This window comes from Paenibacillus litoralis (assembly GCF_046244365.1).
Classification (GTDB): Bacteria; Bacillota; Bacilli; order Paenibacillales; family NBRC-103111; genus Paenibacillus_V.
The window spans coordinates 8,197,723-8,213,451 of record NZ_CP176395.1 but is presented as its reverse complement, the minus strand read 5'-3'; the positions used below and the strand labels follow the sequence as shown (position 1 = coordinate 8,213,451).

Here is a 15,729-nt window from a genome sequence, read left to right as displayed (position 1 = left end):
CTCCATGCTGGGTATGAACTGGCTCGAAAAAGCGCACATGCTGCTGTTCGGCGACCGGGAGCGCAAAGGAATCATTGCGCTGCTCATTTTGTATCTCGTGCTGATCGACATCGCCTTCATGTATTTGACGCCGTTCCTGTACATGCTTTCGACGATGTTCAAGACGACCGCCGACCTGCTCGATCCGACGGTTAAATGGATTCCGACCGCATTCGAATGGGATAACCTGAAGCTTGCTTGGCAGGGGCTGAAGTTTCCCGACGCCCTCGGAAACAGCCTCGTCATCGCCGGATGCTCGGCGGTCGGGCAGGTGGTTTTCTGCTCTATTGCCGGCTATTCGTTCGCGAGGCTGAAGTTTCCGGGCAAAAACTTGTTGTTCGCGCTGCTCGTCTTCAGCTTTCTTATTCCGCCGCAGACGCTGATCATCCCGCTCTACGTGCTGTTCAAAAATTTAGGGCTGCTCGGCACGCAATGGGGCGTCATTTTGCCGGCTATGCTCGGACACGGCATTAGGGGAGCGTTGTTCGTCATCATTTTCCGGCAGTTTTTCATGACGCTGCCCAGAGAGCTGGAGGATGCGGCGCTGATCGACGGTGCCGGACCGTTCCGGGTATACTGGCGCGTAATGATTCCGCTTGCGAGGCCCGCCATTCTGGTCGTCTTCCTGTTTTCCTTCGTCTGGCACTGGAACGAGACATTCGTGACCGGCATGATGCTCGGAGGGAAAGATTTGCCTCTATCGCTCAGCCTGTTTCAATTGAACAAGGTGCTGTCCGGGCTGTATCCGGATGCCGAGGCCGGCTTCGACTTGAACGAAACGATTCGGATGGCGGCGAGCTTTCTCATCATCATGCCGCCGCTGCTCGTCTATATGATCGCCCAGCGCTGGTTCGTGGAAGGCGTGGAACGGACGGGACTGGTGGAGTGAGCAGGCGGATAAGAGCGTTAACGGCATGAACGAATGATGACGCTGACGATTAACGTTAAGAAAGGTGAGAAGGATAAATGAACGCTTCGAAGCGTAAGGTGAGATTTGCCGTCGTCGGCTGCGGAGGCATTGCCCAAAGCCATTTTACCGGGATCGAGCGGGCGCCGGAGGCCGAGCTGGCCGCGGTGTGCGATATGAACGGACGCCGGGCGGAGGAGTTCGGAGCGGCATACGGCGTCAACGCATATACCGATTACCGGCAGCTGCTGGCCGATCCGACGATCGACGTCGTCTGCCTGTGCACGCCGAGCGGGATGCATGCGGAGCAGACCGTCCAGGCGGCGGAGGCGGGCAAGCATATCGTATGCGAAAAGCCGATGGCGATTACGCTGCCGGACGCCGACCGGATGGTCGAAGCCTGCGACGTTATGGGCGTCAAGCTGGCGACGATTTTTCCCCGGCGCATGTCGCCTGCGTCGCAGTTCGTCAAGCGGCTGCTGGACGAAGAGCGTCTCGGCAAGCTCAGCTTATGCTCGGGCTACGTGAAATTTTACCGCGACCAGGCGTATTACAACAGCGCCGGCTGGCGCGGGACATGGGCGATGGACGGCGGCGGGGCCATGATGAATCAGGGCATTCATACGATCGACCTGCTTCAATGGCTGGCCGGACCGGTCGCCGCTTTGACGGGCTATGCCCGCAACGTGCTGAGGGACATCGAGGTCGAGGATACCGCCGTCGTGTCGCTCCAGTATAAGAGCGGTGCGCTGGGCAGCATTGAGGCGACGACGACGGCTTACAAGCAGCCGGAGCACCGGATTTTGCTGCAAGGCGAGAAGGGGACGGTCGAGCTGACCGGCGACCGCATTACGGCGCTGGAGCTGATCGGGGAGACGATGGATATTCCGGTCTTCCCGGCATTCGAGGTCATTCCCGACGGCCATGCGGCGCAAATCCGCGATATGGCGCTGGCGGTGCTCGAGGACAGGCGTCCGGTCGTCAGCGGGGAGGACGGCAAGCATTCGCTCGAAATCATACTGGGAACGTATGAATCCCAGCGGAGCTTCCGGGAAATCCGGTTTCTGTAAGACAAACAGGGTATGCCGTGAGCGGCATGCCCTGTTTGTTCCGCTTGCTCTGTAAGCCGTGTCGACGGCAGACGTACCAGCGGCAATTCCGATATTCGGAATATAACGTAAATGTTATGATTCCGTCGGCTGCATCGTAATCCGCGTATAGGTCGCAGACAGCATTCGCGCGTACTCCGACGGCGTCATGCCGGTCGTTTTCTTGAAATGGCGCGAGAAATAGTGGACGCTGCTGTAGCCGAGCAGCTCCGAAATTTCCGTCAGGTTGTAAATGTCTTCGCGGATGTACATTTTGGCGCGGTCGATTTTTAGCTGGTTAACGTATTCCATGACGCCGCAGCCGACCCGTTTTTTGAACATGATGCTAATCTGCGTCCGTCCGATGGCGAAGTGATCGCAAAGCTGATCGAGCGTCAGGTTGTCGCCGAGATGCTCGTTCATGTAGGCAATGATTTTATCCGCCGCTCCGGTTTCGGGTTTCTCCCTAACGACGGGCGCTTGCCTGCTTTTTTGTCCGTCGTGTCCGCTGCGGATCAGCTGAATGATAAGCGTTTCAAGATGATTCTTGAACAGCTGCTCGCTGCCGAAGGGAGCCCCCTCGCGCGGATACAAAATACGGCCGCTGCCGGTCGGGCTCGGACTGAAGGCGTTCCAGCCCTCCTGTATCAGCTGAGCGAGCACCGCGCGCTCTCCGGGGCCAAGATGGAACAGCTTATTTTGCAGGAAGTAGGACATCGGCTCGGATTCGCACTCGAAGGTGACGATGAAGACGTTCGGCGACACTTTGCCGTTGCTCTTCGGGCTGTGAAACTCGTCCGGCTCGTGAAAGAGCAGGTCGCCCTGCTTCAGGTTGAAGTGGCCGCAGTCCGTATCGATTTCAATTTCGCCCTTGTCGACGTAATAAATTTCCCAAAAATCGTGTTTCTCGCCGGCGTACCTGTAGTTTTTGGACAGCTCGAAATAGTAGCAGGAGATCAGCTTGCGGATATGAATGTCCTCGTGAATCTCATAGCGCGGGAATCGCATGGCACGGCATCGCCCTCTCTGTAGAAAACGTTGTCGTTTCTTCATTCCACACGAAAGGTGAAAATTCCTGTATGTTTTGGCAGGCAAACGGAAAACGAAGCATAATGCAAAATTTACGAACGATTGTACAAAAGAATGTGCAAAAAAGACGTTTAGTCGTCTAAAGATCGGGTTCTGCATCCACGTTATGATTACGTTACAACCGCACATGACGCAAAGAAACGGAGGGCGTAACCGATGGAGATCGGCGTCATCAATATTTTGAAAAACAACGGCAGCTGCTTCGAACATGTCAGCCAGTTCGGCTTGAACGTGTGCCAGTTGACGGGATGGGATCCCGCGCTGTGCACGACGGAAATTGCGGACAATGTCGTACGCGAATCGCACAAGCACGGCGTGCGTATTTGCGCGCTGTGGGGCTGGGTAGCCGGGCCGGGCAAATGGAATTTCACCGAGGGACCGGTCACGCTTGGACTTGTGCCGGAGCAGTACCGGGAGGAACGGGTAAAGACGCTCAAGGGCTGGGCGGACTTCGCCGAACGGATCGGCGCGCCTGCAGTCGTTACGCATTGCGGCTTCATCCCGGAGAACATGACCGATCCGGCTTATGAGGGCGTCGTTCAGGCGATCCGCGAGGTCGCCGCATACTGCGAAAGCAAGGGGCTCGGGTTCTGGTTCGAAACGGGCCAGGAGACTCCGGTCGTCCTGCTGCGCACGATCGAGCGGGTAGGGACATCCAACCTCGGCATCAATCTCGATCCGGCCAATCTGATTTTATACGGCAAAGGAAACCCGATCGATGCGCTCGATGTCATCGGACCGTACGTGCGGAACGTCCATGTGAAGGACGGGCTTTATCCGACGAACGGGGAGCTGCTCGGCAAGGAAGTGCTGGTAGGTACGGGCAAGGTGCGGTTTCCCGAGTTTTTGGCGAAGCTCCGCGACATCGGCTACGACGGGGAGCTGATCATAGAGCGGGAAATATCCGGCGACGAGCAGGCGCGCGACATCCGCACGACGATCGAGAACTTAAATAAGTGGCTGGCCTGAGCGCCGGGGAGGAGTATCGAGGATGAATCTGTTCACGACGATCAAGGGCTCCATGATGGAAGGCTATTTTCCGGCAGGCTGGGATTTGGCCAAAATCGATGCCTGCGCCTCGCTGGCGCCGCAAGAGGCGCTGAAACGGGAGCCGCATTGGAACGAAGGCTTCGAACCGGTGCCGTGCGCAAGCTTGGAGCAGTTCGATACGTACATGGGCCACGAAATCGCGCTGCTGATCAAGCGGACGCGGGAGCGGGGCGAGAAGCTCGCACTTATTTTGCCGGTGGGACCGATGGGGATGTACAAGTGGACGGTGTTTTTCTTGAAGGAATGGGGAGTAAGCGCTTCCCATGTGTACGGCTTCAACATGGACGAATGGAGCGACGCCGATGGCAATACGCTGCCGCCGTCGAATCCGGGCGCGTTCCAGTACGCGATGGAGAACAGCTTCTACGGGCCGCTCGGCGGCTTGACGGTGCCGGAAAGCCAAAGGAATTTCGCCACGAAGGAAAATTTGCCGGCGTATGCGGACAAAATCGCCGCGCTCCGCAGCGAAGGCGCCAAGCTCGCCGTCGTTTACGGCATCGGACGGGTTTTCCACATCGCGTTCTGGGAGCCCCATTTTGCCGGCGAGTACGATACGGAAGCCGAGTGGCGGGCGGATACGCACCGGATCGCCGCGAAGCTGCATCCGCTCACGATCGAGCAGAACGCCATCACAAGCTTTAAAAGCCGGACGACGCTCGTGCCTTGCTATGCCAATACGATCGGACCAGGCTTGTTCCTGCAGGCGGACTATGCGATAGGGGGGGCCGACGGCGCGCTGGGGCGGGGTATGATGTGGCAGGGGATGTCGCTGCTGACGACGCTCAAATACGGGCCGAATCCGTGGGTGCCGTCGAGCTACATGCCGACGATTCCCGGCAAGTTGTATTTCTTGAACGAGCTGGCGGGGCCGCTGCAGCCCGAGCTGAACTAAGGAGCGAGAATATGAACATTTTGGCGGTAGGAGCGCATCCCGACGACATCGAAATATCTTGCGCCGGCACGCTTTCCAAGCTGAAGCAGGCCGGACATCATATCGTGCTGTGCCATGCCTGCAAGGGAGACAAGGGGCATTACCGGATCGAACCGGAGGAGCTGACGGAAATACGCCGCATCGAGGCCCGTGAGGCAGGCGCCGTTATCGGAAGCGAAGTCGTATCGCTCGGCTTCGGGGACGGCGAGCTGATTGCGGAAAATCAGGAGAACCGGATGATGTTCATCGATCTCGTTCGTTACGCGAAGCCCGATATCGTCATCACCCATGCGCCGAATGATTACATGCCGGATCATATTGCCGTCAGTCAGCTCGTTTTTCACGCGACGTTCTTCGCGACGCTGCCTTGGTTTCGCACGAAGCATCCGGCTGCGGACAAGGTGCCGGGCTTGTACTACATGGACAATTTATCCGGACTAGGCTTCGAGCCGACATTCTTCGTCGACGTGACCGACCATCTCGATACGAAGCTGGAAATGCTCCGCAAGCATCAGAGCCAGCTAGTCTGGCTGAAGGAGCACGACAACGTCGACATCGTCGATTTCGTCACGACGCTCGGCAAGACGAGAGGCATCCAAGCGGGCTGCACGTATGCGGAGGGATTTGTTCAGCATCTTGTCTGGACGCGTCCGAACGCCGTCCGGTTTCCGGTATAACTAGGCAAGCTCTAGGGGGACGGCGTTATTCGAACGACTCGTTCCTCGCAGAAGGCGTTCGAGCGGGGTAGCTGCTCTGCCTGGTAGGTACGAAGCTTAAAAGGATCATGAAGAGGATTACCTATAGTTAGGAGAGAAACATATGCTGAAAGTCGGTTTGGTTGGTCTCGGCTTTATGGGACGCGCCCATCTGAAAAGCTACGAGCGGCTGGTGGAGGAAGGGTTTCCGATTCAAGTAACGTCGATATGCGATGCGGATGAGAAAAAATTCCGCGGCATCTTTATCGAGGGCAACATTCAGACGGCGGCGAGCGGCTTCGATCTGTCCGGCTATAAGCATTATCACGATTATGACCGGATGTTGGCGGAGGAAGAATTCGACTACGTTGATATCGCCATGCCGAGTCATCTCCACGCGGAGATGACCGTGAAGGCGCTCGACAGGGGCTTTCACGTCCTCTGCGAGAAGCCGATGGCGCTCAGCTCGGCGGAGGGTCGCCTGATGGTCGATGCCGCACAGCGTAACGGCAAAAAGCTGATGATCGCCCAAGTGCTGCGGTTCTGGCCGGAGTACGAGTACTTAAAGGAAACGGTGGAAAGCGGACGGTACGGGCAGGTGCTGTCGGCTCACTTCTTCCGCGGCGGCAATCCGCCGCAGTGGACGCATAACGACTGGATGGTCCGCAAAGAAACGAGCGGCGGCGGTTTGTTCGACCTGCATATCCATGATGTCGATATGGTAAACTGGCTATTCGGCAAACCGCAATCCGTCTCGACGTTCGCGCGCGACGTGCTGCCCGGCAGCTCGTTCGACATCATCTCGACCAACTACGCGTATCCGGACAAAAAGGTCGTCAGCTCGCAATGCGACCGGACGCTGCAGGGCGAGTTCGGCTTCGAGATGTCGTTCCGCGTCAATTTTGAGGGCGGCAACCTCGTGTACGAGAAGCGGACGCTGCGCGACAATCCGAAGGAGGGCAAAGGCTTCGTGCCCGAATTGCCGGAGGAGCCCGGTTATTACCGCGAAATCAAATATTTCGCGGAGGCGATAGCGGGCGGCCGTCCCTTGGATCGCGCGCTGCCCGAGGATACGCTGACGTCGCTCGTCATTGCCGAGGCGGAAGCCCGTTCGGCCGGCGCAGGCGGAGCGGTCGTGGATATCGCGTAAGTTTGAGTTCGCGCAGCGTATCGCTGCTGCTGTAAAGGCCGTCTCACAAGCCGCGAATGATGGCGAGGGACGGCCTTTTTGCTAGGGAAAGGGTGATGCTGCAGCCGAAATCGTGAGCCTCACGGCCAAATAGTCCCTTCTGGTTCACTAAATCTCGGGGAGGCGAGACTGCGGCCGAAATAGTGAACCCGGGTTCACTATTAGTGAATCTGGCTTCACTATACGGGGTGGAAAATGTGCATCGACGGCAAATAGTGAAGAAAAGTTCACTATTAGTGAACCTCACGGCTAAATAGTCCCTTCAAGTTCACTAAATGCCCTTGAGGGTGGGATTTTAGGGCATTTAGTGAAGAAAGGTTCACTATTAGTGAACTCAGGTTCACTCGGACGCAGAGCGCCGCTCACGCTGGTCAACCCAAGTTCACTCAGACGCAGAGTGCCTCCCACACTGGTCAACCCAGGTTCACTCGGATCCCACAGTTGAACCCGTCTAGGCTTGCTTCTTGCCGAAATTGAGCCTGAGCTGAACGGTTACATCGTTCTGGGTATCCAGCATGACCGTGTGAGGGTTTTTCATGCCGAAGTCGTGGAATGTAACCACCGTGCTGCCTTCCATTTTGAAAGCGCCTTGGGTATAAAGCGCCTCGCTCGCAAAGGTGACGTCCTTCGATATGCCTTTAATCGTAAGCGTGCCTTTCATAGTGAAGGGGGCTTTCGACCCTTCCTTCCATTCCTTCGGGAAATTTTCGAACGATTTGACGGTGAAGGTCGCCTCGGGATTCGCCGACGCGTTTAAATATTCCGCCCCTTTGATATGCCCGTCCCGCTGCGAATTGCCCGACTGAAGGGCATTGATGTCGACCGCGCCTTTTCCGCTCATTTTGTTAAGATCCGACGTGTCGATCAGCCAGCTTCCTTGGACCGATCCTCCCTCGAAGTTGACGGTTTCCTTGGAAGTGGTGACGGAAAAATATACTTTCGAATCCGGTTGAATGCTCCATTGACCGTTTAGCTTACTCGCCTCTACGACTGCCGCACCGGCTTGTACAGGGGCATCCGCGGGAATGACCTCCTGAATCGTAACGTGATTCCCCGCGAAGTAATCGTAAGCGCCATAGGCGCCGCCTGCCAATACAACTAGAGTTCCTAAGGAAATTACCGCTTTTTTGATGTTCATGATTCGTCCTCCTTATGGGTTGTGGTGGAATAGGTGAAGTGGAACGCTGACTTTCGCAGCCTTGATCTCGGCACCCCTCCTTTTTGAAATACACTACGACATGTAGTGCTCGTGGCTAAAAAAAATTACAGGAGCTCGCCGATCAGCATGACCGATAACGCCGCGACCACCTGCAAAGAAAGCATCATCCTCTTGACGGGCAGCCGGAATGGCGGCTTGGCCTGAGGATCGATCAGATACTGGATTCTATAGTTAATGGAGGACTCGGCGAAGGACGCATAGGTGAACGGATAACGCTTCGTCTGCTTTCTCCGCAGCAGCTTCAATAGGGCGCTGCCGAGGCTCTCCGCAGATCCCATCGCTTCGATGGCATACGAATCCGCCAAAACTTCCCTCGCAGCCGTATATTGCTTCTGGCTCCATTTAAGAATAGGCACGTACCACAAGACGGACGAACATAAGGACATGATGAATGTTTTGAGCGGATCCCTGTGTTTCATATGGTAAATTTCGTGCTGAATCAGCGCCTCAAGCTCGCCGGAATCAAGCAGCTGCAATAGACCGGTGGACAGTACGATTCGCGGGCGGATAAACCCCATCGTAAGGGCAATCGGGTCCGGATGGGATACGACCAGAATGCCGTTCCTTCCGTCGAGGTAAGCGTCGTTCAAGTCGGCGGTAAGCTCGACGTTCTTGAGAGACGACAGCTTCTTATAGGTGCGTCCGGATAGATACAGTTGTTTGCCGATGAACCAGGCGGCCAGTACCGGCGTAGATACGGCCAAGAAATCCAGCATATAGGCCATCCACGGCAAACCGAGCTTTTGCATCCAGCTCGTGCATTGCTGAAAAAGGTTATACACGGAAATGCCGGACAGCGTTTCGGTGACGTACATGCCCATTTGAGCGAGAATAAACAGAGAAATAAACGCACTCGAGAAAAACAGAACCTTCGATCTCCGTTTCCACATCTTCTATCTTCCTTCTTTGAGCGCTTTTATTTTTTGTTCCAGCTTTTCAAGCAAACCGGGATCGGCTTCATCCAAGCCGTCGAGCATGTGATTGACGACTAAGGGCCCGAAATCCTCGACCAGGTTGTGGGAGATTTCTTTGGACTGGTTCTCCAGAAAGCGTTCCTTCGAATCCACCGTGCGGTAAATGGAGGTTCTCCCGATCATGGTTTTGGTTAGTACTCCCTTATCCATTAGCCGGTTCATGACCGTCATCACGGTGTTGAAGTTGAGATCTTTGTTTTTCTCCAGCTTTACCTGAACATCCTTAATGGACAGATCGGGACAGGACCAAAGGATTTCCATGATTTGAGCTTCAAGCGGCCCGAAAAAAAGTTCCAAGCCTCTCTGGTTGAAATTGAACTTTTTCTTCATTCCGGCACACACCTTTCACTACGAATTGTAGTGTAAGAGGGGTGGGAAGTCAACCCTGCCGGGCAGCTTTCCCACATCATAAGAAACATTCCTGAACGTTAGCTTAAACGAACCTTAAAATAACATTAAATATGACAAATGGAAAAGAATGACGAATCGAATATGGATGGTTTCATCCCGCCGTTTCGATGTCCGCTAGCCATTCATGGATTTAGCCGATAAATCGAGTACCCGCCTTCCGCCTCGATCTTCTCGAAATGGGCGTCGAGGTACGCTTTGACCTTGCCGTCGTCGTCATAGATGAAGCCTTTTAACGGGACGAAATATTTGGCGCCTTGACGTTTAAAGGTTTGAAGCTCTTCGATCGGCTTGCCAGGGAGCGTATTCGTCACCCGCCACCCGTTCCGGTTGCTCGCGTTAAGCAGAGAGGGGTCGTCCGTGCCGACTACGATCAGATCGTCTATATTCGTCAATTGCTGGACGACGGCAGCCTGATGAATAAGCTCGGCCTGCTGTTTGTGCATGGAGGGGATGGCAGTCTGAAGACCGGCCCAACAGGCCGCAGACGCAATGACGAGCGAAGCCGCCATGCCAATCCGGGCTTTGCCCAGCACATGAAGGAAGCGGGCCCCTAGTAGCGCGACGAGCGGGCACAGGAAAATGAGATAGTAGTTGAACTTGATGACGGCTACGACCGTCAGCGCCTCCAGGATCATGGCGATCGCCCACAGTCCCAAGGGATAATGCTTCCTCCAATGCAAAGATGCCAGTCCAGCGGCGAACAATGCGATCCCCCAGACGGTAAAAGCCTCCGGCAGCTCCTTTCGGAAAAAGTCGAGCCCTCCCTTCGTATAGAAAGCATGCAGGAAATTCGGGATGACATGTTTGCTTGCGATGCCGCTTACGAACGTATATTCGGAAATGGAGGCGAGCCAGACGAAATACAAATACGGGGGCAGCAAGGATAGGAGGGCGAAGCCCCACAGCTTCCAGCTCCACAAGGAGCGCAATTTGTACTTGGCGACAGCCATGCCGATCATCGGCAGTCCGACGAAGACGGTCGGAACCTTCTGGGAAATCGCCAACGCCGTGAATACGGCGGCAAGGAGAAGCACCCACAGCCGATCCTCTTTGATCCAGCGCGAGAAGAAGTAGAAGCATCCGGTGAAAAAGAACAAGGCCGCCGATTCGGGCATAATGGCCCGCGAATACAGAAGAGTCAGCGGCAGCGAGCCGTACAGCACGATCGCAATCCACGCCGCGGGCTTGGCGAAATAGTGGCGGGCGATCAGGTAAACGAACACAGCCGATCCCGTAAAAAACAGCACCGGGACGATTCGCGCCAGCTCGTAATGAAAGCCGAACAGCTTGTATAGGATGGCGATCAGGAACGTCGTAATTTGCAATTCCAGCTGAACGTAATTGGGCTGCGGCCCTTCGTAGTGCATTTGCGGGTAGAACGGGTTAAAACGATTTTCGACGAAATTGCGGGCCATCGCTTCGGTATCCGATTGCCGCCACGAATCGTATTCGTAAGGCGAAGCGCCAAGGTACGGCAGCCGGAGCAGCAGCAGCAACAGCAGCAAAAAGACGGCGACACGATGCTCTTTCCATTTTTCGGCCATGAAGCTCACTCCCTACCGGTGCAGAATGAGAACGCCCGAGATGATCAAGGCGATTCCGCAAATTTTGGGAAGCGTAATCGGCTCGTTGAACAGAAAGGAAGATAACAGCACGACGTTGATATAGCCGAGGCTCACCATCGGATAGGCAAGGCTCAGCTGCGAGCCGGTCAGCACCTTGATCCAGGTAACGAAGCTTACGCCGAACAGCAGAACCCCGACGATCATTTCCGGCGTACGGAAAACCCTGATCAGCTCAGGCAAAAGGAGGCTCGGGGCAAGGTCGAGCTTGCCGATTTTGTCGGCCCCGATCTTGAGCGTGACTTGTCCAAGCGAGCCGAGCAAGACGGAAAAGACGAGCAGCACGATATTATTCATGATCAATCCCTCGATTTCCGGCAGAAGGCTCGGCGTCGCGGACGGTCCGGAGTAGGCGGATATAGCCGCGTACGGTTTTGTAAATGTTCATTTTGCTGTGCCCCTGCTTGAGATGGTAATCCAGAATGAGCGGATATTCCCCGGCTTTCACGCCGAGCCTACTGAATTTCGCGATGATTTCCGCCATGCAGGCGAAGCCCGCCGTCGTAACGAGCTTTCCGCCGTAAGCGGCCATCGCCTTTTGGACGTAGCCGATCCGGTAGCAGCGGTATCCGCTGGAATAATCGGTCACGCCGGCAATCGGGAAGAACAGCTTGAAGAAGACCGCCGCCCCGCGGCTGCACAGCTTTCTTGCGGCGGAAACCCCCTTTTCCTTGCCACCTGCCGTGAACCGGGAAGCGATGACGAGATCGAGGTCTTTTGTTTTTAATTGACGCACCAGGCCGGGAATGAACCGGGGATGATGCGTATTGTCCCCGTCTATCGTCACCAGCACATCGTCCGGTCCGTATTGCTCCGACACGAAGGCGAACAGCGTATCGATCGCGGCGCCGAGTCCTCTGTTCCGGTCATGGCTTCTGTAGGTGATAAAAGCATGCGCAGCGGCATATTTGTGCAAAACCGCTTCCGTCAGGTCCGTGCTTCCGTCGTTTACGACACAAACGTGAAGCTGCTCGCCAAGCTGCGCCTTAAGCGCGACAAGCTTATCCAGCAGGCGCGGTAAAGCCGGATATTCGTTATACACCGGAACGCCTACGACGACTTTATAGGTCATGCCCATCACTCCAGCACCCGACTTGGCCCAAAAGCGGACAAAAGAAAAAGCTTCCCGTGTATGAAACACCAGAAGCTTTATTCCTAATATATGCTTGGCTATTCGGATCAGAACCGCTTGTTCGCCGCTATTCCCGGGAGCGGTTCGTCATTTGCTGCCAAACGGAGCCGCTTGCCGCTTCTCCGCCTTCGATCCGCTCGATCGCCATGTTGATCTGCATGCGCACCTCGAATTCGGGGTCGTCCTTCGCTTGATGAAGCGCGTTCAGCGCCGTGTCGTCGCCCGTCTCGAACAGGTACCGGGCGGCGCGCCAGCGGACGAGCTTGTTCGGGTCGCGCAGCGCCTCGCTCATCGGGCCGATGGCGGCCGGATCGCCGAGATCCGACAGCGTATCGCCGGCCGTGCGCCGCACCGCTACGGCGCTGTCCTTCAGCGCCCGGAACAAATGCGGGAGCGTCTCCGGCTCCTTGATGTCGCCGAGATACACGACGGCGAGCCGGCGCACCGACATTTGCGCGTCGCTGAGTGCCCGCGCGAGCAGCGGAACCGCCGCTATGGTCGGCGTAAGGCGCTGGAGCGCGGCATAGCGCTTGCGCCAATCGCCGTCCTCCAGCGCCGCTTCCAGCTCGGCCAGCTCAGCGGCTTCGCTGCGCTGCTCTCCCGCGTCGCCGGCGTCGGCTTGCGCCGCCGCCGCGAGCGCGTCCAGCCGCTCGGCGTCATAGGCGGCGTCCAGCTCGCGGACGACTTCGTCGAGCACGTCCGCAAGCTCGCCGTAGCGTACGCCCTGCTCTACGAGCTTCCGCTCATAGAGCAGGTTGGGGGATGCGGCGCCCGCCTTCACCGCCGTTTGCGCGAAGCGCTCGGGCAGCGCCGCGCGCCGTTCCTCGCCGGCGCTCTGCACGCGAACCTGCATCGGGATGCCGCGGAACATTTGCACGAGGACGTTCACCTCGCCCCAGCCTGCGGGAGGGACGTTCTCGGGGGTTGCTGCTCCTTGCGAAGCCGGTTGCCCGCTGCCGCTTTCGCCGGCAGCGGCGCCCGCAGGTTTGCCGCCGTCGGCCCCGGCCCCGGCTTCGCCGAGCACCTCCCGCGCGGCGCCCAATATCGCCTGCCAGTCCCCCTTGGGGTGACGGTCGAGCGCGATAAAATCGGCCGTCTGAAACAGGCCGGTTACACCCGGTATTTCCAGCAGCCGCTGTACGTAAGCGGGGGCTTGCTGCGCGTTGTCCGGCGCGTACGTGAGCCGGACGCCCGGATTCAATTTTTCGTCCATATTCAGCTTCATCGAGTTCGGACTTGGCGTCGGTTCGATGGAAACGATTTTCATCGGGAAGCACTCCTTCGCTCGTCATGTAAGTACTGCTATCTTACCATTCCGCACCGCAAAACCCAAGGCGCTGCGCAAACAGGTAAAACGCCAGGGCGATCATGCTCTAGCGTTTTTTTTTGTGTTGGAAACTATGAAAATAGTTGCGTAATCGTCCAGTTAGAATCCGGAATCTCTTAATATACTAAATTAGATTTGATAGATGGGAGGTAAGCATCCTATGGCTAAAATAAAGCCCGCATCAAAAAGAACGCCCGTATCCAGAAAGAAAGATGTCGCCAGAATGAAACCCGCAGCCAGATTGAACTCGAAATCGAAAGCGAGAATAAAAGGATCGTGGGACAGCTTCCAAGTAAGCGGAGTTATCGGGGGGACGTCCAATTTTACGCTTAATGCAGATTTTACTTCCACCAGGCAGCAAATTGCCGTCATTGTCCCCTGTGGCGAAAAGCTTGTTCTCAAGAGGACCAGATTTTGCTTTGGTGACGCTAAAAATCGTTTCGTTGTGGCGGTACTGGGCGGCAACAGATTTCAATCCGCTTCCAGCTGTGCCGAAGAGAAGCCGAATTTCGTTCTATTCGAGAATACCGGCACAGAAGATACAACGGTATTATTGGTTTTTGCTGTTCATAACGCAAGCACGACGACTTCCACCGTTTTCCAATCGGACGGGTGGCAGGCTAATTTCGAGATTGACTAACCGTCCCAAACCGCTGTATCAAGACGACAGCTTGCTTGCCGTCTCATGAAGAAGGACGCCTGGAACCCAGGCGTCCTTGTTTATTCAAGCTTTCTTACGAAGCGCCCTGCCGAACACGATGAGAATCGGCGAGAGCAGGATGGCGGCGACGACGAGGGATGCCCGGATCGAATGACGGCTGCCGACCCAGCCGACCAGAGGACCGCCTGCCGTTTGGCCGAGCGCATCCGATTGGCTCATCATCGACAGAACGGTGGCGCGCACCTTGCTTTCGATATTCAGGTTCAGCCACGTGTCGAAAAGCGGTCCGCTAAGGGCGCCGATCACCCCCAGCAAGAGGACGGAGCCGATCGCCCAGGCGAAGTTCGGCGAGAAGGCGAAGCAAACGACCGCCGCGATACGGGCGCCGGTCAGAATCAGCATGCCGGCGAACACGATCCGCTCGTTCCCCATATCCAACCGTTTTTCCGCAAGATGCACGGCCAGCATGCTGAGCAGCGTCGTTACTACGGCAATGATGCCGAACCAGAGCGCCATCGAGAACGCAACCTGCTGCGGAAAGCCGATGCCGGAGATCAGATGCGCTTGCCATAGCCGATCGTAGCCTTCGGACGCCGCTCCGCTGAATACCGTTACGACGAGAATCATAAGCAGCACGGGCTGACGGCGAACGGCGCGCATGCCGGACAGCCAAGTCGTCTTCAGGCTTAGCCAGCGGGAAGTGCCTTCCGTACGTTCCAAGGGAACGAACCGGGTTTCCTTCATATAGAAAAGGAGGAAAAAGCCAAGTCCCGCATACATCGCTCCGCCGATCACATAAGGCAGGTTGGGCGCTAGAGTGGATAAGCCGACGCTAAGCGCAATGCCGAGCAGGACGGCAAGCAAGGAGAGGCTCTTGGCCCGCATGAAAAGGCTGCCCGCGTTCTCTTCGCCCACTTCGTCCACAATCCAGGCCGTGTCGGCTCCGCTGACGAACGTATGGCCTAAGCCATAAAAAAATTGCGCAATCAGCACCCAAACGAATAAGGAAATCATCGGGCTGATCGCTTCGAGCCCAAGCACGCTGCCCTCCAGCATGAAGCCGAAGCCGAGAATGAACATTCCCGTAACGACAGATCGGCGTCGTCCGTACGTATCGGCGACCACGCCCGTAATGCCTTCAAAAACGAGCACGGTGAGCTCGAGAACGGCTCCGACGAGCAGCAGCTGAAAAGGATTTAAGCCAAGCGTTGCGACGTAGTATACCGAATAGGTCGTAAACATCGTCGATCCGGCAAGAGAAGCGACGAATCTCATGATCAGAAAAAGCTGTGACGCGCGAAATATCATGGAAGTGGATCCACCTTTTTCCGGCAGCTTGCACGTCACGTTTTATGCTGTATCGGCAGGTACCGCGCGGAGGCGTATACCCCGTAT

General features: G+C 56.3%; 16 protein-coding genes. 7 read left to right on the top strand and 9 right to left on the bottom strand.

What is annotated here, in order from left to right:
* The first annotated feature begins 4 nt into the window (after positions 1-4).
* Positions 5-928 carry a carbohydrate ABC transporter permease gene (locus tag ACKGJP_RS34455; RefSeq protein ID WP_409343240.1) on the top strand — a complete coding sequence of 308 codons (924 nt, stop codon included), beginning with the start codon at positions 5-7 and terminating at the stop codon, positions 926-928.
* A 77-nt stretch (positions 929-1,005) separates the two neighbouring features.
* Positions 1,006-2,016 carry a Gfo/Idh/MocA family protein gene (locus ACKGJP_RS34450; RefSeq protein WP_409343239.1) on the top strand — a complete coding sequence of 337 codons (1,011 nt, stop codon included), beginning with the start codon at positions 1,006-1,008 and terminating at the stop codon, positions 2,014-2,016.
* A 114-nt stretch (positions 2,017-2,130) separates the two neighbouring features.
* On the opposite strand, the gene ACKGJP_RS34445 is transcribed toward ACKGJP_RS34450, so the two are convergent.
* A complete protein-coding gene (locus tag ACKGJP_RS34445; RefSeq protein ID WP_409343238.1) occupies positions 2,131-3,042 on the bottom strand; it encodes a helix-turn-helix domain-containing protein in 912 nt (303 codons plus the stop codon).
* 237 nt (positions 3,043-3,279) lie between these two features.
* Between ACKGJP_RS34445 and ACKGJP_RS34440 the strand changes: the two genes are divergently transcribed.
* From ACKGJP_RS34440 to ACKGJP_RS34425, 4 genes are all read left to right on the top strand, one after another.
* The gene (locus ACKGJP_RS34440) at positions 3,280-4,092 is read left to right on the top strand and encodes a sugar phosphate isomerase/epimerase family protein (RefSeq protein WP_409343237.1); all 813 of its coding nucleotides are present in this window, start codon (positions 3,280-3,282) and stop codon (positions 4,090-4,092) included.
* A 22-nt stretch (positions 4,093-4,114) separates the two neighbouring features.
* Positions 4,115-5,065: a glucosamine-6-phosphate isomerase gene (locus ACKGJP_RS34435; protein WP_409343236.1), complete on the top strand. Its 951-nt coding sequence runs from the start codon at positions 4,115-4,117 to the stop codon at positions 5,063-5,065.
* Positions 5,066-5,076: 11 nt separating this feature from the next.
* Positions 5,077-5,781, top strand: a complete 705-nt coding sequence (locus ACKGJP_RS34430) for a PIG-L deacetylase family protein (RefSeq protein ID WP_409343235.1) — start codon at positions 5,077-5,079, stop codon at positions 5,779-5,781.
* A gap of 142 nt (positions 5,782-5,923) precedes the next feature.
* Positions 5,924-6,949 carry a Gfo/Idh/MocA family protein gene (locus ACKGJP_RS34425; protein ID WP_409343234.1) on the top strand — a complete coding sequence of 342 codons (1,026 nt, stop codon included), beginning with the start codon at positions 5,924-5,926 and terminating at the stop codon, positions 6,947-6,949.
* Positions 6,950-7,439: 490 nt separating this feature from the next.
* Here ACKGJP_RS34425 and ACKGJP_RS34420 read toward each other — a convergent pair whose 3' ends face one another.
* From ACKGJP_RS34420 to ACKGJP_RS34390, 7 genes are all read right to left on the bottom strand, one after another.
* The gene (locus ACKGJP_RS34420) at positions 7,440-8,126 is read right to left on the bottom strand and encodes a YceI family protein (protein ID WP_409343233.1); all 687 of its coding nucleotides are present in this window, start codon (positions 8,124-8,126) and stop codon (positions 7,440-7,442) included.
* Positions 8,127-8,251: 125 nt separating this feature from the next.
* A complete protein-coding gene (locus tag ACKGJP_RS34415; RefSeq protein ID WP_409343232.1) occupies positions 8,252-9,097 on the bottom strand; it encodes a M56 family metallopeptidase in 846 nt (281 codons plus the stop codon).
* 3 nt (positions 9,098-9,100) lie between these two features.
* Positions 9,101-9,511 (bottom strand): BlaI/MecI/CopY family transcriptional regulator, encoded by a 411-nt coding sequence (locus ACKGJP_RS34410; protein ID WP_409343231.1) that lies wholly within the window; start codon positions 9,509-9,511, stop codon positions 9,101-9,103.
* Positions 9,512-9,714: 203 nt separating this feature from the next.
* Positions 9,715-11,136, bottom strand: coding sequence for an ArnT family glycosyltransferase (locus tag ACKGJP_RS34405; RefSeq protein ID WP_409343230.1), 1,422 nt, complete (start codon positions 11,134-11,136; stop codon positions 9,715-9,717).
* Positions 11,137-11,148: 12 nt separating this feature from the next.
* Entirely contained in the window at positions 11,149-11,511 is a 363-nt protein-coding gene (locus tag ACKGJP_RS34400) for an SMR family transporter (protein ID WP_409343229.1), read from the bottom strand.
* Positions 11,504-12,286 (bottom strand): glycosyltransferase family 2 protein, encoded by a 783-nt coding sequence (locus tag ACKGJP_RS34395; protein ID WP_409343228.1) that lies wholly within the window; start codon positions 12,284-12,286, stop codon positions 11,504-11,506. The genes ACKGJP_RS34400 and ACKGJP_RS34395 overlap by 8 nt, the downstream gene beginning before the upstream one ends.
* A 127-nt stretch (positions 12,287-12,413) precedes the next feature.
* Positions 12,414-13,613 carry a conserved virulence factor C family protein gene (locus ACKGJP_RS34390; RefSeq protein ID WP_409343227.1) on the bottom strand — a complete coding sequence of 400 codons (1,200 nt, stop codon included), beginning with the start codon at positions 13,611-13,613 and terminating at the stop codon, positions 12,414-12,416.
* A 220-nt stretch (positions 13,614-13,833) separates the two neighbouring features.
* On the opposite strand from ACKGJP_RS34390, the gene ACKGJP_RS34385 reads away from it, so the two are divergent.
* Positions 13,834-14,313, top strand: a complete 480-nt coding sequence (locus tag ACKGJP_RS34385; protein WP_409343226.1) for a hypothetical protein — start codon at positions 13,834-13,836, stop codon at positions 14,311-14,313.
* Positions 14,314-14,397: 84 nt separating this feature from the next.
* On the opposite strand, the gene ACKGJP_RS34380 is transcribed toward ACKGJP_RS34385, so the two are convergent.
* Positions 14,398-15,642 (bottom strand): MFS transporter, encoded by a 1,245-nt coding sequence (locus tag ACKGJP_RS34380; protein WP_409343225.1) that lies wholly within the window; start codon positions 15,640-15,642, stop codon positions 14,398-14,400.
* Positions 15,643-15,729: the final 87 nt, after the last annotated feature.